Annotated in this window: 20 protein-coding genes; 16 read left to right on the forward strand and 4 right to left on the reverse strand. The window is 55.5% G+C overall.

Features of this window, described 5'->3' with window-relative positions:
- Nucleotides 1–45 precede the first annotated feature (45 nt).
- Nucleotides 46–1875, forward strand: a complete 1830-nt coding sequence (gene recQ / locus QE396_RS17840; RefSeq protein ID WP_025202782.1) for an ATP-dependent DNA helicase RecQ — start codon at nt 46–48, stop codon at nt 1873–1875.
- A 61-nt stretch (nt 1876–1936) separates the two neighbouring features.
- Complete coding sequence (gene rhtC, locus QE396_RS17845; RefSeq protein WP_014172126.1) at nt 1937–2557, forward strand: threonine export protein RhtC; 621 nt, start codon at nt 1937–1939, stop codon at nt 2555–2557.
- On the opposite strand, the gene rhtB is transcribed toward rhtC, so the two are convergent.
- Nucleotides 2554–3174, reverse strand: a complete 621-nt coding sequence (rhtB, locus tag QE396_RS17850; protein ID WP_014172125.1) for a homoserine/homoserine lactone efflux protein — start codon at nt 3172–3174, stop codon at nt 2554–2556. The genes rhtC and rhtB overlap by 4 nt on opposite strands.
- Nucleotides 3175–3283: 109 nt before the next feature.
- Here rhtB and pldB point away from each other — a divergent pair, with 109 nt between their 5' ends.
- From pldB to QE396_RS17865, 3 genes are all read left to right on the forward strand, one after another.
- On the forward strand, nt 3284–4276 hold the full coding sequence (pldB, locus tag QE396_RS17855) for a lysophospholipase L2 (protein ID WP_020882879.1): 993 nt from the start codon (nt 3284–3286) through the stop codon (nt 4274–4276).
- Between the two features lie 32 nt (nt 4277–4308).
- Nucleotides 4309–5109 carry a sugar/pyridoxal phosphate phosphatase YigL gene (gene yigL, locus QE396_RS17860; RefSeq protein WP_020882878.1) on the forward strand — a complete coding sequence of 267 codons (801 nt, stop codon included), beginning with the start codon at nt 4309–4311 and terminating at the stop codon, nt 5107–5109.
- Between the two features lie 82 nt (nt 5110–5191).
- Nucleotides 5192–6091, forward strand: coding sequence for a carboxylate/amino acid/amine transporter (locus QE396_RS17865; protein WP_020882877.1), 900 nt, complete (start codon nt 5192–5194; stop codon nt 6089–6091).
- On the opposite strand, the gene metR is transcribed toward QE396_RS17865, so the two are convergent.
- Complete coding sequence (gene metR, locus QE396_RS17870; RefSeq protein WP_014172120.1) at nt 5979–6932, reverse strand: HTH-type transcriptional regulator MetR; 954 nt, start codon at nt 6930–6932, stop codon at nt 5979–5981. The genes QE396_RS17865 and metR overlap by 113 nt on opposite strands.
- Nucleotides 6933–7048: 116 nt before the next feature.
- Here metR and metE point away from each other — a divergent pair, with 116 nt between their 5' ends.
- Complete coding sequence (metE, locus tag QE396_RS17875) at nt 7049–9310, forward strand: 5-methyltetrahydropteroyltriglutamate--homocysteine S-methyltransferase (RefSeq protein WP_020882876.1); 2262 nt, start codon at nt 7049–7051, stop codon at nt 9308–9310.
- 45 nt (nt 9311–9355) lie between these two features.
- On the opposite strand, the gene QE396_RS17880 is transcribed toward metE, so the two are convergent.
- Nucleotides 9356–10162, reverse strand: coding sequence for a dienelactone hydrolase family protein (locus QE396_RS17880; RefSeq protein ID WP_014172118.1), 807 nt, complete (start codon nt 10160–10162; stop codon nt 9356–9358).
- 255 nt (nt 10163–10417) lie between these two features.
- On the opposite strand from QE396_RS17880, the gene udp reads away from it, so the two are divergent.
- The 9 genes from udp (at nt 10418) to tatD (ending at nt 18326) form a co-directional block, all read left to right on the forward strand.
- Entirely contained in the window at nt 10418–11179 is a 762-nt protein-coding gene (gene udp / locus QE396_RS17885) for a uridine phosphorylase (protein WP_003860792.1), read from the forward strand.
- A gap of 137 nt (nt 11180–11316) precedes the next feature.
- Complete coding sequence (rmuC, locus tag QE396_RS17890; protein ID WP_014172116.1) at nt 11317–12774, forward strand: DNA recombination protein RmuC; 1458 nt, start codon at nt 11317–11319, stop codon at nt 12772–12774.
- A 66-nt stretch (nt 12775–12840) separates the two neighbouring features.
- On the forward strand, nt 12841–13596 hold the full coding sequence (gene ubiE / locus QE396_RS17895; RefSeq protein WP_014172115.1) for a bifunctional demethylmenaquinone methyltransferase/2-methoxy-6-polyprenyl-1,4-benzoquinol methylase UbiE: 756 nt from the start codon (nt 12841–12843) through the stop codon (nt 13594–13596).
- A gap of 13 nt (nt 13597–13609) precedes the next feature.
- Nucleotides 13610–14215: a ubiquinone biosynthesis protein UbiJ gene (gene ubiJ / locus QE396_RS17900; protein ID WP_020882875.1), complete on the forward strand. Its 606-nt coding sequence runs from the start codon at nt 13610–13612 to the stop codon at nt 14213–14215.
- Nucleotides 14212–15852: a ubiquinone biosynthesis regulatory protein kinase UbiB gene (gene ubiB / locus QE396_RS17905; protein ID WP_014172113.1), complete on the forward strand. Its 1641-nt coding sequence runs from the start codon at nt 14212–14214 to the stop codon at nt 15850–15852. The genes ubiJ and ubiB overlap by 4 nt, the downstream gene beginning before the upstream one ends.
- Nucleotides 15853–15928: 76 nt before the next feature.
- Nucleotides 15929–16183, forward strand: coding sequence for a Sec-independent protein translocase subunit TatA (gene tatA, locus QE396_RS17910; RefSeq protein ID WP_020882874.1), 255 nt, complete (start codon nt 15929–15931; stop codon nt 16181–16183).
- Between the two features lie 3 nt (nt 16184–16186).
- On the forward strand, nt 16187–16729 hold the full coding sequence (gene tatB, locus QE396_RS17915; RefSeq protein WP_020882873.1) for a Sec-independent protein translocase protein TatB: 543 nt from the start codon (nt 16187–16189) through the stop codon (nt 16727–16729).
- Between the two features lie 2 nt (nt 16730–16731).
- Nucleotides 16732–17502: a Sec-independent protein translocase subunit TatC gene (gene tatC, locus QE396_RS17920; RefSeq protein ID WP_014172110.1), complete on the forward strand. Its 771-nt coding sequence runs from the start codon at nt 16732–16734 to the stop codon at nt 17500–17502.
- Between the two features lie 41 nt (nt 17503–17543).
- Nucleotides 17544–18326, forward strand: a complete 783-nt coding sequence (gene tatD / locus QE396_RS17925) for a 3'-5' ssDNA/RNA exonuclease TatD (RefSeq protein WP_020882872.1) — start codon at nt 17544–17546, stop codon at nt 18324–18326.
- On the opposite strand, the gene rfaH is transcribed toward tatD, so the two are convergent.
- A complete protein-coding gene (rfaH, locus tag QE396_RS17930; RefSeq protein WP_020882871.1) occupies nt 18323–18814 on the reverse strand; it encodes a transcription/translation regulatory transformer protein RfaH in 492 nt (163 codons plus the stop codon). The two genes, tatD and rfaH, sit on opposite strands and share 4 nt — an antisense overlap.
- A gap of 170 nt (nt 18815–18984) precedes the next feature.
- On the opposite strand from rfaH, the gene ubiD reads away from it, so the two are divergent.
- The gene (gene ubiD / locus QE396_RS17935; RefSeq protein ID WP_014172107.1) at nt 18985–20490 is read left to right on the forward strand and encodes a 4-hydroxy-3-polyprenylbenzoate decarboxylase; all 1506 of its coding nucleotides are present in this window, start codon (nt 18985–18987) and stop codon (nt 20488–20490) included.
- Nucleotides 20491–20501: the final 11 nt, after the last annotated feature.

The following is a 20501-nucleotide window of genomic DNA, read 5'->3' on the forward strand; positions in this document are numbered from 1 at the left end:
GCGCTGAAAATAGCGCCTGTTTTATTTCTGGCAAATGGGGTTAACGTGGCGCAGGCGGAAGTATTGAATCAGGAATCGCTGGCTAAACAGGTTTTGCATGAAACCTTTGGCTACCAGCAGTTCCGCCCTGGCCAGGAAACCATCATTGAAACCGTGCTGGAAGGCCGCGATTGTCTGGTGGTCATGCCTACCGGCGGCGGTAAATCCCTCTGCTATCAGGTGCCCGCGCTGGTGCTCAACGGCCTGACGGTCGTGGTATCGCCTCTTATTTCCCTGATGAAAGATCAGGTCGATCAGCTCCTTGCCAACGGCGTGGCGGCGGCCTGCCTTAACTCCAGCCAGACCCGCGAGCAGCAGCAAGAGGTCATGGCCGGTTGCCGTACCGGGCAGGTTCGCCTGCTGTATATCGCGCCGGAACGTCTGATGCTGGATAACTTCCTCGATCATCTGTCGCACTGGAATCCGGTCCTGCTGGCGGTGGATGAAGCCCACTGTATCTCCCAGTGGGGACATGATTTCCGCCCGGAATATGCGGCGCTCGGCCAGCTCCGTCAGCGTTTTCCCGAACTGCCATTTATGGCGCTCACCGCGACGGCAGATGACACCACGCGTCAGGATATCGTCCGGCTGCTGGGGCTGAACGATCCGCTGATTCAGGTCAGCAGCTTCGACCGCCCGAACATCCGCTACATGCTGATGGAAAAATTCAAGCCGCTGGATCAGCTTCTGCGCTACGTGCAGGAGCAGCGCGGGAAGTCCGGCATCATCTACTGCAACAGCCGCGCGAAGGTGGAAGACACGGCCGCGCGCCTGCAGAACCGTGGTTTTAGCGCCGCCGCCTACCATGCCGGGCTGGAAAACGCGGTTCGCGCCGATGTGCAGGAGAAATTCCAGCGCGATGACCTGCAGATTGTGGTGGCGACGGTGGCGTTCGGAATGGGGATCAACAAGCCGAACGTGCGCTTCGTCGTACACTTCGACATTCCGCGCAATATCGAATCGTACTACCAGGAGACCGGCCGCGCCGGGCGTGATGGGCTGCCTGCCGAAGCCATGCTGTTTTACGATCCGGCCGACATGGCGTGGCTGCGCCGTTGTCTGGAAGAGAAACCGCAGGGCCAACTGCAGGATATCGAACGCCACAAGCTCAACGCGATGGGCGCGTTTGCCGAAGCGCAAACCTGCCGCCGTCTGGTGCTGCTCAACTACTTTGGCGAGGGGCGTCAGGAGCCGTGCGGCAACTGCGATATCTGTCTTGACCCACCAAAGCAATACGATGGCCTGATGGATGCGCGCAAAGCGCTCTCGACCATCTATCGTGTGAACCAGCGCTTCGGCATGGGCTACGTGGTGGAAGTGTTGCGTGGGGCGAATAACCAGCGTATCCGCGACATGGGACACGATAAGCTGCCCGTCTACGGTATCGGCAAAGACCAGAGCCACGAGCACTGGGTGAGCATCATCCGTCAGCTGATTCACCTGGGCTTTGCCACGCAAAACATTGCCCAACATTCCGCGCTTCAGCTTACCGAAGCGGCACGTCCGGTGCTGCGCGGGGATATCGAACTGAAGCTCGCGGTTCCGCGCGTTGTCGCCCTGAAGCCGCGGGTGATGCAAAAATCGTACGGCGGCAATTACGACCGCAAGCTGTTTGCCAAACTGCGCAAGCTGCGTAAAGCCATTGCTGATGAAGAGAACATTCCGCCCTACGTGGTCTTCAACGATGCGACGCTTATCGAGATGGCAGAGCAGACGCCGCTCAGCGCCAGCGAAATGCTCAGCGTCAACGGTGTTGGTACGCGCAAGCTGGAGCGCTTTGGCAAAGAGTTTATGGCGCTTATCCGCGCTCATGTCGACGGTGACGATGAGGAGTAGTCAGCCAGCCTAAAAAATGTCAGGATGGTGACTCACTTAATTATTTCCCTGCGAGTTAATTATGTTAATGCTATTTCTTACCGTGGCGTTAGTGCACATCGTTGCGCTCATGAGCCCGGGTCCTGACTTTTTCTTCGTGTCCCAAACCGCCGTCAGCCGCTCCCGCAAAGAAGCGATGATGGGGGTGCTGGGTATCACCATGGGCGTTATGGTCTGGGCGGCCGTGGCGCTGCTTGGTCTGAACCTGATTCTGGCGAAGATGGCCTGGTTGCACAACATCATCATGGTTGGCGGGGGGCTTTACCTTTGCTGGATGGGCTACCAGATGCTGCGCGGGGCGTTGAAGAAAGAAGAGAAAAAGCCGGAAGAGCCGAAAGTTGAGCTGGCAACGGGCGGCCGGAGTTTTATTAAAGGGCTGCTCACCAACCTGGCGAACCCAAAAGCGATTATCTATTTCGGCTCCGTGTTCTCCCTGTTTGTGGGTGACAACGTGGGTGCGGGTGCGCGTTGGGGCATTTTCCTGCTGATCGTGGTGGAAACTTTTGCGTGGTTTACCGTGGTTGCCAGCCTGTTTGCCTTACCGGCGATGCGCCGCGGTTACCAGCGTATTGCGAAGTGGATTGACGGCTTCGCCGGCGCGTTGTTCGCCGGCTTTGGCATTCATCTCATCATTTCTCGCTAAGCATGACGCGCTGACGCAAGCAGCGCGCCTACCAGCATAAACAGCGAACCAAAGATTTTGTTCAGGGCCTTCATCTGCTTAGGCCCTTTAATCCACACCGCAATCCGCTGCGCCAGCGTCGCGTAACCAATCATCACGATGATATCGACAACAATGGTGGTCGCACCCAGCACCACGTACTGCATAACCTGTGGCTGATGCGGGACGATAAACTGCGGGAACAGCGCGGCAAGGAAAACAATACTTTTCGGGTTGGTCAGGTTCACAAACACCGCGCGTTTAAACAGGCGTCCGCGTGTTTGCGTCTGGGCGAGCGTATTAAGATCAATTGAGCCTGCCGCACGCCACTGCTGAATACCGAGCCAAATCAGATACGCGGCACCGGCCCATTTCAGCACGTCAAAGGCCAGTACCGAGCGGGAGAACAGCGTACCCAGACCAATGCCCACCAGCACGATATGAATGCCCAGACCGGTCTGCAAACCGGCAATAGATGCTGCGGCACCGCGATAGCCGTGGTTGATGGAGGTGGTCATGGTGTTAATGGCGCCTGAACCTGGGGAAAGGCTAAGGATGATGGATGTCAGCAGATAAGCGAACCACCACTCGAAGGTCATTTGAAACTCCCGAATTGTCTGTTTTTATGCCACAATACGCTATTGTTACGTCATTTTGTGACCGGTGACGAAAAAACGATATTCCTTGGCTTACGGGGGTGGAAACCCGATGTTTCAGCAGAAAAAGGACTGGGAAACACGAGAAAACGCATTTGCTGCTTTCTCTATGGGGCCGCTGACCGATTTCTGGCGTCAGCGTGAGGAAGATGAGTTTACGGGTGTTGGCGATGTTCCGGTACGCTTTGTGCGTTTCCATGATGAGAAAAACGATCGGGTGATCGTGGTCTGTCCGGGACGTATCGAGAGCTACATCAAATACGCTGAACTGGCCTATGACCTGTTCCATCTGGGCTTCGATGTGTTGATTATCGACCATCGCGGGCAGGGGCTTTCTGGCCGCTTATTGTCGGACACGCATCGCGGTCATGTGGATAACTTCAGCGATTACGTCGACGATCTTGCCGCCTTCTGGCAGCAGGAAGTTCAGCCGGGCCCATGGCGTAAGCGCTATATTCTGGCGCACTCTATGGGTGGGGCGATTTCGACGCTGTTTTTACAGCGCTATGACCACCAGTGTGATGCCATTGCGCTTACCGCGCCAATGTATGGCATCGTCATGCGTTTTCCGGACTGGATGGTGCGCCATATTCTCGACTGGGCTGAGGGCCATCAGCGCATTCGTGAAGGGTATGCCATCGGGACAGGGCGCTGGCGCGCGCTGCCGTTTGCCCTCAACGTATTGACCCATAGCCGGCAGCGTTATCGCCGTAACCTGCGTTTTTATGCCGATGAACCGCGCCTGCGCGTCGGTGGCCCGACATATCACTGGGTGCGGGAAGGGATCCTTGCCGGTGAACAGGTGCTTGCTGGTGTTGGTAAAGATGATACGCCGACACTTCTGATTCAGGCTGAAGAAGAGCGAGTGGTGGATAACCGCATGCATGACCGCTTTTGTGAACTCCGCGCTGCGGCCGGTCACCCTTGCGAAGGGGGTAAACCGCTGGTCATCAACGGCGCGTACCATGAGATCCTTTTTGAAAAGGACGCTATGCGCTCAGTCGCGCTCAACGCCATTGTTGAATTTTTCGACAGGCATAATTGATTGTTGTTTTACCACCAGAGGTTGAAATCCCTATGTACCAGGTTGTTGCATCTGATTTAGATGGCACGCTGCTTTCGCCCGATCATACCCTGTCGCCTTACGCGAAAGAGACCTTAAAGCTTCTGACCGCCCGCGGAGTGAACTTCGTGTTTGCCACCGGCCGCCACCACGTGGACGTGGGGCAGATCCGCGATAATCTTGAGATCAAATCGTACATGATCACCTCCAACGGTGCGCGCGTGCACGATACCGATGGCAACCTGATCTTTACGCATAACCTGGATCGCGACATTGCCGCCGATCTGTTCGGCGTAGTGCATAACAACCCGGACATTATCACTAACGTTTATCGCGATGACGACTGGTTCATGAATCGCCATCGCCCGGATGAAATGCGTTTCTTCAAGGAAGCGGTATTTAACTATTCCCTGTACGAGCCAGGCCTGCTGGAGCCGGAAGGGATCAGCAAGGTGTTCTTTACCTGCGAAAGCCACGAAGCGTTGCTGCCGCTGGAACAGGCGATTAATGCGCGTTGGGGTGACCGCGTCAACGTGAGTTTCTCGACCCTGACCTGTCTGGAAGTTATGGCCGGGGGTGTTTCCAAAGGGCACGCGCTGGAAGCCGTGGCGAAACGTCTGGGCTTCGAACTGAAAGACTGTATCGCCTTCGGTGATGGCATGAACGACGCCGAGATGCTCTCTATGGCGGGCAAAGGCTGCATTATGCAGAATGCACACCAGCGCCTGAAAGACCTGCACCCGGAACTGGAAGTGATTGGGTCTAACGCTGACAACGCGGTACCAAAATACCTGCGCAAACTGTTCCTTGAATAATCTTCATTTGATTGTTTATTGCTCAGTTGTCAACTAAAGAGTTCGCTACAATGCCTGTCCTTCTTTCTGAGAGACAAGCATTGTGGCGCTACTCATTATTACCACTATCCTGTGGGCCTTCTCTTTTAGCCTGATTGGCGAGTACCTCGCCGGGCACGTCGACAGCTACTTCTCGGTGCTGATGCGCGTGGGGCTGGCGGCGCTGGTATTCCTGCCCTTCCTGCGTACACGCGGGCAATCGCTGAAGACCATTTTGCTGTACATGCTGGTGGGGGCGATGCAGCTCGGCATCATGTACCTGTTCAGCTTCCGGGCTTACGTCTACCTGTCTGTCTCTGAATTTCTGCTTTTCACCGTGCTTACGCCGCTCTATATCACGCTGATTTACGATCTGCTCAGCAAACGTCGTTTGCGCTGGGGATATCTGTTGAGCGCGGCGCTGGCGGTGATCGGGGCGGCGATTATTCGCTACGACAAAGTGAGCGACCACTTCTGGACCGGGCTGATGTTCGTGCAGCTGGCGAACCTCAGCTTTGCCATCGGTATGGTCGGGTACAAGCGCCTGATGGAAACCCGTCCGATGCCACAGCATAACGCGTTCGCCTGGTTCTATATGGGGGCAGCTATCGTCGCGGTGGCGGCATGGTTTATGCTCGGCAACCCGCAAAAGCTCCCGACGACAACCCTGCAGTGGGGCGTTCTGGTCTGGCTGGGCGTGGTGGCATCGGGGCTGGGGTACTTCATGTGGAACTACGGCGCTACGCAGGTAGACGCCGGTACGCTGGGGATCATGAACAACGTGCATGTGCCTGCAGGGCTACTGGTGAACCTTGCCATCTGGCAGCAGCAGCCTCACTGGCCGAGCTTCCTTATTGGGGGAGCAGTGATTCTGGCTTCGCTGTGGGTCCATCGCCGTTGGGTCGCTCCGCGCTCCGCACAAACGGAAGATGATCGCACGCGTGGTTCCGCGCAGAGCGAATAAACGCTTCCGTAATCGGCTGACGCTGCTCGCCATCGCGCACGGCGGCGTACAGCCGGCTCCATAGTCCCTCACCCAGGGTTTTAGTGACAACCAGACCCTGGCGTTCAAAACTCTCCACAACCCAGTGTGGCAGCGCCGCGATGCCCATTCTGGCGGCAACCATCTGAATCAACAGCAGGGTGTTATCCACGCTTTTGAGCTGCGGGCTAATGCCGGCCGGCTGCAGGAAGTGACGCCAGATATCCAGCCGACTGCGCTGTACCGGGTAAATCAGCAGCGTTTCACTGGCTAAATCTTCCGGGGTGATACGCGTTTTACTGGCCAGCGGATGATCCGGAGCCAGCACCAGACGTACCTCATAATCAAACATTGGTGAATAGTGCAGGCCGCTGCGGGGCAGAATGTCTGAGGTCATCACCAGATCCAGTTCGCCCTGCTGGAGCGACGGCTGCGGGTCGAACGTCACGCCGGATTTGAAATCCATCTCCACCTGCGGCCACCTCTGGCGGAAGTTCTCAAGCGCGGGTGTCAGCCATTGAATACAGCTGTGACACTCAATGGCGATACGCAGTCTGGTTTGCTGCGGCTCGTTACAGGACTGCAGCGCGCTGGCTATTTGCGGCAGCACCTGATTAGCCAGCTGCAGCAGGATCTCGCCCTGAGGCGTAAAGCGTAGCGGCTGGCTCTTACGAACAAAAAGACGAAAGCCGAGGCGTTGTTCCAGATCGCTGAACTGGTGAGAAAGGGCGGACTGGGTCTGGTGCAGCGTGGCTGCCGCCGCCGCGAGAGAACCGCAATTTCGCAACGCTTGTAGCGTTTTCAGGTGTTTAATCTCGATCATGAAAGTCCTTCACTTCGCCATGAACATTTTGCGCTTGAGGAATATACAGTAACTGCCAATTATGGATGTGTAAACATCTGGATGGCTAAATACGAAAAATTCACAGGGGACACACCATGACAATTCGCAATCACACTCTCGGTTTCCCTCGCGTTGGCCTTCGCCGCGAGCTGAAAAAAGCGCAGGAAAGTTACTGGGCAGGTACCTCTGGCCGTGAAGAATTGCTGGCAGTGGGTCGCGAACTGCGTGCGCGCCACTGGGAACAGCAAAAGCAGGCGGGCATTGACCTGCTGCCCGTGGGCGATTTCGCCTGGTACGACCATGTTCTGACCACCAGCCTGCTGCTTGGCAACGTGCCGGCTCGTCATCAGAACAAAGATGGATCGGTAGATATCGACACCCTGTTCCGCATTGGCCGTGGTCGTGCGCCAACGGGAGAGCCTGCGGCAGCGGCGGAAATGACCAAGTGGTTCAACACCAACTATCACTATATGGTGCCGGAATTTGTGAAAGGCCAGCAGTTCAAACTGAGCTGGACCCAGTTACTCGACGAAGTCGATGAAGCGCTGGCGCTGGGCCACCAGGTGAAACCGGTATTGCTGGGGCCGGTAACGTATTTGTGGCTGGGTAAAGTGAAAGGCGAGCAGTTTGACCGTCTCAGCCTGCTGAACGATATTCTGCCGGTCTACAAACAGGTGCTGATTGAACTGGGTAAACGCGGAATTCAGTGGGTGCAAATCGATGAGCCTGCACTGGTGCTGGAGCTGCCGCAGGCGTGGCTAAAAGCGTTTAAACCCGCTTACGATGCCCTTACTGGTCAGGTGAAGCTATTGCTGACCACCTATTTTGAAGGCGTGACGCCGAACCTGAGTACCATTACTGCGCTGCCGGTTCAGGGTCTTCATGTTGACCTGGTCCACGGCAAAGATGACGTGGCCGAACTGCACAAACGTCTGCCCGAAGAGTGGCTACTCTCGGCCGGACTGGTGAATGGCCGTAACGTCTGGCGCGCCGATCTGAGCGAGAAATATGCACAGATTAAAGATATCGTCGGCAAACGTGAGCTGTGGGTGGCCTCCTCCTGCTCTCTGCTGCACAGCCCAATCGATCTGAGTGTGGAAACCCGCCTGGATCCCGAGGTGAAGAGCTGGTTTGCCTTTGCGCTGCAAAAATGTGAAGAGCTGGCGCTGCTGCGTGATGCGTTAAATAGCGGTGACACCACGGCCATTACCGACTGGAGCGCCCCCATTCAGGCGCGTCGTCATTCGGCACGCGTCCACAACCCGGCGGTCGAAAAACGTCTGGCGGCCATTACCGCGCAGGACAGCCAGCGTCAGAGCCCCTATGAGGTGCGTGCCGAAGCCCAGCGTGCCCGCTTCAACCTGCCAGCTTGGCCAACCACCACCATCGGCTCCTTCCCGCAGACGACGGAGATCCGCGGCCTGCGTCTGGATTTCAAAAAAGGCAACCTCGATGCGAATCACTACCGCACCGGCATCGCTGAGCACATCAGACAGGCGATTGTTGAGCAGGAACGTTTAGGTCTGGACGTGCTGGTACACGGTGAAGCCGAGCGTAACGACATGGTGGAATACTTCGGCGAACATCTGGACGGTTTCGTCTTTACGCAGAACGGTTGGGTGCAGAGCTATGGTTCCCGCTGTGTGAAGCCACCGGTGGTGATTGGTGACGTCAGCCGCCCGCAAGCGATCACCGTAGAGTGGGCAAAATTCGCCCAGTCCCTGACCGACAAACCGGTGAAAGGGATGCTGACCGGCCCGGTGACGATCCTCTGCTGGTCCTTCCCGCGTGAAGATGTGACCCGTGAAACCATCGCCAAACAGATTGCGCTCGCGCTGCGTGATGAAGTGGCCGATCTGGAAGCGGCGGGTATTGGCATCATCCAGATTGATGAACCGGCGCTACGCGAAGGTTTGCCGCTGCGTCGCAGTGACTGGGATGCTTATCTGAAGTGGGGTGTGGAGGCTTTCCGCCTCAACGCCGCGGTCGCGAAAGACGACACGCAGATCCACACCCACATGTGTTACTGCGAATTTAACGACATTATGGATTCGATTGCCGCGCTGGATGCCGACGTGATCACCATCGAAACGTCGCGTTCAGACATGGAACTGCTGGAGTCCTTCGAAGAGTTCGAGTATCCAAACGAAATTGGGCCGGGTGTCTACGACATCCACTCCCCGAACGTACCGAGCGTGGAGTGGATTGAGAGCCTGCTGAAAAAAGCCGCCCAGCGGATCCCGGCTGAGCGCCTGTGGGTCAACCCGGACTGCGGACTGAAAACCCGCGGCTGGCCGGAGACCCGCGCGGCACTCGCGAACATGGTCAGGGCGGCGCAGAATTTGCGTCAGGCCTGATAAATCCGAAGCCCGGCAAGGCGTAGCCGCGACCGGGCTTTTGTTTTACGCTTTTTTCCCGCCGTACTGGCTGAACCATGCCAGCATCCGCTGCCAGCCATCTTTAGCCGATTCTGCGTGATAGCTCGGACGATAGTCGGCATTAAAGGCGTGGCCGGCATCCGGGTAAACGATGATTTCAGCTTTTGCATTGGCTGCGCGGAGCGCATGGCGCATGGTCTCTACCGTATCAAGCGGGATCCCGGTGTCCTGGCCGCCATATAGCCCTAAGACTGGGGCATTTAACTCGGTGGCGATATCAACGGGATGCTTCGGCGAGTTCAGCGTTTTCTCCCCCACCAGTTTGCCGTACCAGGCAACGGCGGCTTTAAGCTGCGGATTATGTGCGGCATACAGCCAGCTGATACGTCCTCCCCAGCAGAAACCCGTCACCATCAGACGATGTGCGTCGCCGCCATTGCGCGCAGCCCAGCTGGCCACGTGGTCCAGATCGGCCAGTACCTGTGCATCCGGCACTTTGCTGACCAGGTTGCTGAACAGTGTCGGTATATCACTGTAGTCGTTCGGATCGCCCTGACGGAAATAGAGCTCTGGCGCAACGGCCAGATAACCTTCCAGCGCCAGACGGCGGCAAAGGTCGCGAATATGTTCGTGAACGCCGAAAATTTCCTGAACCACAATCACGATGGGCAGCGGGCCGTCGGCCGATTTTGGCCGCGCGTGGTAAGCAGGCATATTCTCCCCCTGCGAGGGGATGGAGGTCTCACCTGCCGTAATGGCCTCTTCAGGTGTTGAGACGATGGTTGATGCATGAGGGGCCGCTGCAGGTGCAAAACCGGTTTTTTCAGTCATGGCATTCTCCGTACCAATGAGTTAGCGCAAAGGTAAATATAGTCACCAGGTTAACAATTCACAGTGCCTGAAACGGTCTATCTTTTGTGCAGCACCTGACGATATAACTTGTTAATGTGATGTGAGTCACTATTTCATGGAAATTTACTGCAATCATTTTCATTCATGGTGAGATGTGTCACGTAATTCTGCTTACTGCTTCTGTAAAGTACCTTTTTACTTCTTCTGACTAACCGACCCACAGAGGAGTCACCTATGTCTAAGTCTGATGTTTTTCATCTCGGCCTCACTAAAAACGATTTACAAGGGGCTACGCTGGCTATCGTCCCGGGCGATCCTGAGCGTGTGGAAAAGATCGCCGCGCTGATGGATAAGCCGGTTAAGCTTGCTGCCCATCGTGAATTCACCACCTGGCGCGCTGAGCTGGATGGCAAAGCGGTGATCGTCTGTTCTACCGGTATCGGTGGCCCGTCCACCTCAATTGCTGTTGAAGAGCTGGCGCAGCTGGGCATTCGTACTTTCCTGCGTATCGGGACTACCGGTGCCATTCAGCCGCATATCAACGTTGGCGACGTGCTGGTGACAACCGCTTCCGTGCGTCTGGACGGCGCGAGTCTGCACTTTGCCCCTATGGAATTCCCGGCGGTGGCGGATTTCGAATGCACCACTGCACTGGTTGAAGCCGCGAAATCCGTTGGCGCAACCACCCACGTAGGCGTGACCGCCTCTTCTGATACCTTCTACCCAGGCCAGGAGCGTTATGACACCTTCTCCGGCCGCGTGGTAAGCCGTTTCAAAGGTTCTATGGAAGAGTGGCAGTCTATGGGCGTAATGAACTACGAAATGGAATCTGCAACCTTGCTGACCATGTGCGCAAGCCAGGGTCTGCGTGCCGGTATGGTGGCGGGCGTTATCGTCAACCGTACCCAGCAGGAGATCCCGAACGCGGAAACCATGAAGCAGACCGAAAGTCATGCGGTGAAAATCGTGGTTGAAGCAGCGCGTCGCCTGATCTAATCCCTTCTTATACGAAAAAAGGCCGACCCGTTCGGCCTTTTTTTTGCGTAGCGCCTCTCAGGAAAACCCTTTCAAACTGGACGTTTATACAGCACAATTCTATTTTGTGCAGGTAATACGTTGATGCAGGGGGCATTGTGGATATCTCAATCCTGATTTATGCAGTGATTGCGCTGGTGGGCGTGGGGGCAGGCTGGCTGATTTCCAGCTACCAGCACGCGCAACAAAAGGCCGATCAACTGGCCGAGCGCGAAGAGATAGTCGCCGATTTAAGCGCGGCAAAACAGCAGGTTGCGCTGAGCGAACACTGGCGTGACGAATGCGAACTGCTCAACAACGAGCTGCGCAATCTTCGCGATATCAACACCTCGCTGGAGGCCGATCTCCGCGAAGTGACTACCCGCCTCGAATCCACCCAGCTGCATGCGGAAGATAAAATCCGCCAGATGATGAACAGCGAGCAACGCCTCAGCGAGCAGTTCGAGAACCTCGCGAACCGCATTTTTGAACACAGCAACCGCCGCGTAGACGAACAAAACCGCCAAAGCCTGAATAGCCTGCTAACGCCCCTGCGTGAACAGCTGGACGGCTTTCGTCGTCAGGTACAGGACAGCTTTGGGCAGGAGGCTCGCGAGCGGCACACGCTGGCGCATGAAATTCGTAATCTTCAGCAGCTGAATGCGCAAATGGCGCAGGAAGCGGTCAACCTGACCCGTGCGCTGAAGGGCGATAACAAAACCCAGGGCAACTGGGGGGAAGTGGTGCTGACCCGCGTGCTGGAGGCCTCTGGCCTGCGGGAAGGGTATGAATACGAAACGCAGGTGAGTATCGAGAACGATGCCCGCTCGCGTATGCAGCCTGATGTGATTGTGCGGCTCCCGCAGGGCAAAGATGTGGTGATAGACGCCAAAATGACGCTGGTGGCTTATGAGCGCTATTTCAATGCGGAAGATGACTACACCCGCGAGTCGGCGCTGCAGGAGCACATCGCCTCCGTGCGTAACCACATTCGTCTGCTGGGCAGAAAAGACTACCAGCAGTTACCCGGCCTGCGCTCGCTGGATTACGTCCTGATGTTTATTCCGGTTGAACCCGCGTTCTTGCTGGCGCTCGACAGACAGCCTGAACTGATTACCGAAGCCCTAAAAAATAACATTATGCTGGTGAGCCCCACCACGCTGCTGGTGGCATTGCGCACCATTGCCAACCTGTGGCGCTATGAACATCAGAGCCGTAATGCGCAGCAGATTGCCGATCGCGCCAGCAAGCTTTACGACAAAATGCGCCTTTTTGTGGATGATATGTCCTCGGTCGGGCAAAGCCTTGACCGCGCCCAGGATAACTATCGCCAGGCGATGAAAAAACTCTCTTCCGGGCGTGGCAACTTACTGGCGCAGGCCGAAGCGTTTCGTTCCCTGGGTGTGGAGGTGAAGCGCGAGATTAATCCGGAATTAGTTGAGCAGGCCACCGCCCAGGATGAAGAGTTTCGCCTGCGCGAAGGCGCTGGCGAACAAAAGACAAACAGTGAAGACAATACGTTAGCGACAGATTTAACGTCAGACGAGCGTCCGGCACGTTTCTTTCGCGAAGGTTGAAACGTAGGGCAAACGCGCCCAATCTGTTACACTTCACGAACATTTTACTGATAAGCAGGCTCTGAGATGGTTGACGATTCACAAGACACGACGCACTTTGGCTTTCAGACTGTCGCCAAAGCGCAGAAAGCTGATATGGTGGCCCACGTATTTCATTCCGTGGCGGCGAAGTACGATGTGATGAATGACTTGATGTCGTTCGGCATTCATCGCTTGTGGAAGCGCTTCACCATCGACTGTAGCGGTGTGCGTCGTGGACAAACGGTACTGGATTTAGCCGGCGGTACAGGCGATTTGACAGCAAAATTCTCCCGTCTGGTGGGCGAAACCGGTCGCGTTGTTCTGGCAGATATTAACGACTCAATGCTCAAAATGGGACGTGAGAAGCTGCGTAACATCGGCGTGGTAGGTAATGTCGAGTATGTGCAGGCGAACGCCGAAGCGCTGCCTTTCCCGGATAATACCTTTGACTGCATCACTATCTCCTTCGGCCTGCGTAACGTCACCGATAAAGAAAAAGCGCTGCGCTCCATGTACCGCGTGTTAAAGCCGGGTGGACGCCTGCTGGTGCTCGAATTCTCCAAACCGATTCTTGAGCCGTTAAGCAAAGCTTACGACGCATACTCATTCCATGTGCTGCCGCGCATTGGTGAGCTGGTGGCAAACGACGCGGAAAGCTATCGGTACCTGGCGGAATCTATCCGTATGCACCCGGATCAGGACACTTTAAAGGCCATGATGCAGGATGCGGAATTCGAGAACGTTGAGTATTTCAACATGACAGCAGGTGTCGTCGCGCTGCATCGCGGTTATAAGTTCTGAGTGGAGGTTTCCCGTGCCCTTTAAACCCTTAGTCACCGCAGGCATCGAGAATGTCCTGAATGCCTTTCTTTACCGCGCACCGGCGCTAAAAGCCGCACGTCAGCGGCTTAACGGCAAGGTGCTGTGTGTTGTTCTGAAAGAGTTCTCGACGCCGCTTGTGCTGGTTTTCAGTGAACGCCAGCTTGACGTTCTGGGTGAGTGGGAAGGTGAAGCCGACTGCTCCGTGATTACGCACATGAGCGTGCTGCCAAAATTACGTGACCGTCAGCAGCTTACGGCGCTTATCCGCAGCGGTGAGCTGGAAGTGGAAGGCAACATTCAGGTCGTACAGAATTTCGTTGCGCTCAGCGATCTGGCCGAGTTTGACCCGGCAGAGCTGCTTGCGCCTTTCATTGGCGACATTGCTGCCGAAGGGATCGGTAAAGCCATTCATGGCGGTACGTCTTTTCTTCGCAAGAGTCTGCAACGACAGCAACGCTATGCGGCGGAAGTGCTTACTGAAGAGTGGCGTATGGCCCCTGGCGCGCTTGAAGTTGCATGGTTTGCGGAAGAGACCGCAGCGGTTGAACGCGCGGTGGATGCCTTAACCAAACGGCTGGAAAAACTGGAGGGCAAATGACGCCTGGTGAAATTCGGCGCCTCTATTTTATCGTCCACACCTTTTTGAGTTACGGGCTCGACGAGCTTATCCCCAAAATGCGTATCACGCTGCTGCTTCGCATCTGGCGGCGGATGTTGTTCTGGATGCCTAATCGCCATAAAGATCAGCCGCTGGGTGAACGTCTTCGCCTGGCGCTCCAGGAGCTGGGCCCGGTATGGATTAAGTTCGGGCAAATGCTCTCGACTCGCCGCGATCTTTTCCCGCCGCAGATTGCCGATGAACTGGCACTGCTGCAGGACCGCGTTGCACCGTTTGACGGTGTGAGAGCGAAAAAACAGATCGAAGAGGCGATGGGCAATATTCCTGTCGAGACCTGGTTTGACGATTTCGAAATAGAACCTCTTGCTTCAGCCTCTATCGCCCAGGTGCATACAGCACGTCTGAAAGAGAACGGCAAAGAGGTGGTTATCAAAGTGATCCGCCCGGACATCCTGCCGGTAATCCGAGCGGACATGAAGCTTATCTATCGGCTTGCACGCTGGGTTCCGCGCCTGCTCCCCGACGGACGCCGTCTGCGCCCAATGGAAGTTGTGCGGGAGTATGAAAAAACGCTGATTGATGAATTAAACCTGCTGCGTGAATCGGCAAATGCCATCCAGCTGCGCCGGAACTTTGAAAACAGCCCGATGCTCTATGTGCCGGAAGTGTATTCGGACTACTGCAGCCAGAACATGATGGTAATGGAGCGGATTTACGGTATTCCGGTCTCGGATGTGGCAGCCCTGGAAAAGCAGGGAACCAACATGAAGCTGCTGGCCGAGCGTGGTGTACAGGTCTTCTTTACCCAGGTATTCCGCGACAGCTTTTTCCACGCGGACATGCACCCGGGGAATATCTTCGTCAGTTATGAGCACCCGGAAGACCCGAAATATATCGGTATTGACTGCGGTATTGTGGGCTCGCTGAACAAAGAAGATAAGCGCTATCTCGCTGAGAACTTTATTGCCTTCTTTAACCGTGATTACCGCAAGGTGGCCGAGCTGCACGTTGATTCTGGCTGGGTTCCGCCGGACACCAACGTCGAAGAATTTGAGTTTGCTATCCGTACCGTCTGCGAGCCGATTTTTGAAAAGCCGCTGGCAGAAATTTCCTTCGGACACGTATTGCTGAACCTGTTTAACACGGCACGCCGCTTCAACATGGAAGTGCAGCCACAGTTAGTTTTACTTCAGAAAACATTACTTTACGTTGAAGGTGTAGGTCGACAGCTCTATCCTCAGTTAGACTTATGGAAGACTGCGAAACCTTTCCTTGAATCCTGGATTAAGGATCAGGTGGGCATTCCGGCGCTGGTGCGCTCTATTAAAGAGAAAGGCCCGTTCTGGATAGAAAAAATGCCTGATATTCCTGAACTGATTTACGACAGTTTGCGTCAGAGCAAGAACCTTCAGCACAGCATGGATAAAATCGCCCGCGAGCTTCAGTCCAGCCGTGTTCGACAGGGGCAGTCGCGCTATCTCTTTGGCATTGGAGCAACGCTGCTGCTGAGTGGTACGCTGTTGCTGATTACTCGCCCTGACTGGCAGATGATGCCCGCCTGGCTGATGGCTGGCGGTGTTGTGGTCTGGCTCGCCGGCTGGAGAAAAACGCGCTGATTTTGCGTCGCTATCGACGGGTCGCCTACGTATAATGCGACCTGACTCATTAATCATCTATCCCTGAGGTACATGTATGGGTGGTATCAGTATCTGGCAATTGTTGATCATTGCCGTCATCGTCGTGCTGCTGTTTGGCACGAAAAAGCTCGGTTCTATCGGCTCCGATCTGGGCGCGTCTATCAAAGGCTTCAAGAAAGCGATGAGCGATGATGAGAGCAAGCAGGATAAAACCAGCCAGGATGCTGACTTTACTGCTAAATCCATCTCCGACAAGCAGGAAGAGGCGAAAAAAGAAGACGCTAAACGCCACGATAAAGAGCAGGTGTAATTCGTGTTCGACATTGGTTTTAGTGAGCTGCTGCTGGTCTTTGTGATTGGCCTGATAGTGTTAGGACCCCAGCGTCTGCCGGTGGCGGTGAAAACCGTTGTGGGCTGGGTACGCGCGCTGAGATCGCTGGCTTCGACCGTACAAAATGAGCTGGCGCAGGAACTTAAGCTGCAGGAGTTTCAGGAAAGCCTGAAAAAGGTGGAAAAGGCGAGCATGGATAACCTGACGCCTGAACTGAAAGCCTCAATGGATGAACTGCGTGAAGCGGCAGAATCCATGAAGCGCTCCTACAGCGTCAACGATCCTGAAAAGGCGAGCGATGAAGCCAACACCATCCATAACCCGGTGGTGAAGGACAGCGAAGCGCAGCGCGAGGGCGTTACGCCTGCCAGCGCGGAGCATCAGGCTACCGCGCCTGAACAAACGCCGCAGGAATCTGAACCGAAAAAACAGGCGCAGCCGGAAGCACCGGTGGTAAAAGCGGCTGACGTTAAGCCCGCCGCGCCTGTTTCCGAATCATCCCCCTCGTCGAGTGATAAAGCGTAAACATGGCAGTAGATGATACCCAACCGCTGATTACGCACCTCATAGAGCTGCGTAAGCGCCTGTTAAACTGCATTATCGCGGTTTTCCTCATTTTCTTATGCCTGGTCTATTTCGCCAATGATATCTACCAGGTTGTCTCTGCGCCGCTGATCAAGCAGATGCCGCTGGGGGCAACGATGATCGCAACGGACGTTGCATCACCGTTCTTTACCCCTATTAAGCTCACCTTCTGGGTATCGCTGATTGCCTCTGCGCCGGTCATTCTTTATCAGGTGTGGGCGTTTGTGGCGCCAGCGCTGTACAAGCATGAACGCAAGCTGGTTATCCCGCTGCTGGTATCCAGCTCGCTGCTGTTCTATATCGGCATGGCGTTCGCCTACTTTGTTGTCTTCCCGCTGGCCTTTGGCTTCCTGACGCATACCGCGCCGGAAGGGGTTCAGGTGTCGACGGATATCGCCAGCTACCTCAGCTTTGTGATGGCGCTGTTTATGGCGTTCGGTGTGGCATTCGAAGTGCCGGTAGCCATTGTGCTGCTTTGCTGGGTAGGAGTGACGACCCCTGATGACCTGCGTAAGAAGCGCCCGTATATCCTGGTCGGCGCGTTTGTGGTTGGCATGCTGCTCACACCACCTGACGTCTTCTCACAAACACTGCTGGCAATACCGATGTATTGTCTGTTTGAAGTCGGCGTATTCTTCTCGCGTTTCTACGTGGGAAAAGGGCGTCGGTCGGATGACGAAGACGATACGTCGGAAAAGACCACTGAAGAGTAAAACCAGCCGCCCGTCAGGGCGGTTGTGCTATGGGGAATCGCATGTTTGATATCGGACTCAACCTGACCAGCTCGCAGTTTGCGAAAGACTGCGATGAGGTCGTCGCGCGTGCTTTTGCCGCCGGGGTGAAAGGGCTGCTCCTGACGGGAACCAACCTGCATGAAAGCGAGCAGGCGCAGCAGCTTGCTCAACGCTATGATCGCTGCTGGTCAACCGCTGGCGTGCATCCTCATGACAGCAGCCAGTGGACGCCGCAGAGCGCTGAAATCATACACAGGCTGGCGAAAACCACTGAAGTCGTGGCCATTGGCGAATGTGGTCTCGATTTCAACCGTAACTTTTCCACGCCAGCCGAACAGGAAAATGCCTTCACCGCCCAGCTCGCCCTGGCAGCAGAGCTTGGAATGCCTGTGTTTATGCACTGCCGTGACGCGCATGAGCGCTTCCTCGCCTTACTGGAACCCTGGCTCGATAAACTGCCCGGGGCGGTACTGCACTGCTTTACCGGTTCACGGCAGGAGGCGCTGGATTGTCTGGAACGCGGGTTATATCTGGGCATTACCGGTTGGGTTTGCGATGAACGTCGCGGGCTTGAGCTTCGCGAGCTGTTGCCGGTGATCCCGGCGGACCGCTTGCTTGTTGAAACCGACGCACCTTATCTGCTGCCGCGAGATATGCAACCCAAACCGGCTTCTCGACGTAACGAACCGGCCTATCTGGGGCATATTCTTGAGAGCGTAGCGCGCTGGCGCGGAGAAGACCCGCACTGGCTGTGCGCACAGACGGATGACAACGTGCGTCGCCTGTTCGGGATAGACGTTTAAACTTTGCGGAAGTCGGTGTTTTTCACGCTCTGCAATACCTGCTTATTCAGCAGGTTGAGCAACAGCATGGAGCGTGCTTCACCGTCAGGCTCGGCGAAAATCGCCTGTAAGCCCTCGAAAGCCCCTTCAGTGATGACGACGCTGTCGCCTGCGTAGGGGGTTTCCGGATCGGTGATGCCTTCAGGTTGCTGGTACACCGAAAGCTGATGAATCACCGTTGACGGGACCGTGGCCGGGTGAGCGCCAAAACGCACAAAGTGGCTGACACCGCGTGTGGCGCTGATGGTCGTGGTGTGAATCACTTCCGGGTCGAACTCAACGAACAGATAGTTCGGGAATAATGGCTCACTAACGGTCGTGCGCTTCCCGCGCTGCATTTTTTCAAGCGTGATCACGGGTGTCAGGCAATTTACAGACTGACGTTCAAGATGTTCCTGCGCGCGCTGAAGTTGCCCGCGTTTGCAATACAGTAAATACCAGGCCTGCATAATCACTCTTTCCCTTAGTTCGGGGCGCAAGCATATCAAAACCCTGGCGGGATCGCTAAGTTGATTATAATGGGGGAAAAGGGAACAGAATGCATAAGTTCACGCTAATTTAACAAAATTACAGCATCAAGCAGGCTTACGCCGTATAATGAAGCGCTTACAGAGAGGCCATGACTAACTGCATGAAATACCACGATCTCCGCGACTTCCTGACGCTGCTGGAAAAGCAGGGCGAACTCAAACGCATTACACTTCCTGTTGATCCTTATCTGGAAATGACAGAAATTGCTGACCGCACCCTGCGTGCCGGTGGCCCCGCTTTACTGTTTGAAAACCCAAAAGGGTATTCGATGCCGGTGCTGTGCAACCTGTTTGGCACACCGCGCCGTGTGGCGTTGGGGATGGGACAGGAGGACGTCACGGCGCTGCGCGAAGTGGGTAAACTGCTGGCGTTTCTGAAAGAGCCAGAGCCACCGAAAGGTTTCCGCGATCTGTTCGATAAACTGCCGCAGTTTAAGCAGGTGCTTAACATGCCAACCAAACGTCTGCGCGGCGCACCGTGTCAGCAGAAAGTGCTGGAAGGCGATGCGGTGGATCTGACAAAAATTCCTGTCATGCAATGCTGGCCTGAAGATGCTGCGCCGCTTATCACCTGGGGGCTCACCGTCACTCGTGGTCCGCACAAAGAGCGACAAAATCTGGGTATTTACCGCCAGCAGCTGATTGGCAAGAATAAGCTCATCATGCGCTGGTTGTCACATCGTGGCGGCGCCCTGGATTTCCAGGAGTGGTGTGCTGAACACCCGGGCGAGCGTTTCCCGGTTTCCGTTGCGTTAGGCGCCGATCCGGCCACGATTCTGGGGGCGGTAACGCCAGTGCCGGATACGCTGTCCGAATATGCCTTTGCAGGCCTGCTGCGCGGAACCAAAACCGAAGTCGTGAAGTGTATTTCTAATGACCTTGAAGTTCCTGCCAGCGCGGAGATCGTTCTGGAAGGTTACCTTGAGCAGGGCGAAATGGCACCGGAAGGGCCATACGGTGACCACACCGGCTATTACAACGAAGTTGATAACTTCCCGGTGTTTACCGTCACGCACATCACCCAGCGTGAAGATGCGATTTACCACTCCACCTATACCGGACGTCCACCGGATGAACCGGCGGTACTGGGAGTGGCGCTGAACGAAGTGTTTGTGCCGATCCTGCAAAAGCAGTTCCCGGAAATTGTTGATTTTTACCTGCCGCCGGAAGGGTGTTCGTATCGCCTTGCAGTGGTGACGATGAAGAAGCAATATCCTGGTCACGCTAAACGCGTGATGATGGGCGTATGGTCTTTCCTGCGCCAGTTTATGTATACCAAATTTGTTATTGTCTGCGATGATGATGTTAACGCCCGCGACTGGAATGACGTTATCTGGGCCATTACTACGCGAATGGATCCGGCGCGGGATACGGTGTTAGTCGAAAACACGCCGATAGATTATCTGGATTTTGCCTCGCCGGTCTCCGGCCTTGGCTCAAAAATGGGACTGGATGCCACAAACAAATGGCCCGGCGAAACCGAGCGTGAATGGGGTCGACCGATCAAAAAAGATCCTGCCGTGACCGCGCGCATTGACGCGATCTGGGATGAACTGGCCATAATGAATAACGGTAAACCTGAAACAGGCCGTTAAGCCCTATAGAC

The sequence above is a fragment of the Enterobacter sp. SORGH_AS_0287 genome (assembly GCF_031453695.1).
Taxonomy (GTDB): Bacteria; Pseudomonadota; Gammaproteobacteria; order Enterobacterales; family Enterobacteriaceae; genus Enterobacter; species Enterobacter ludwigii.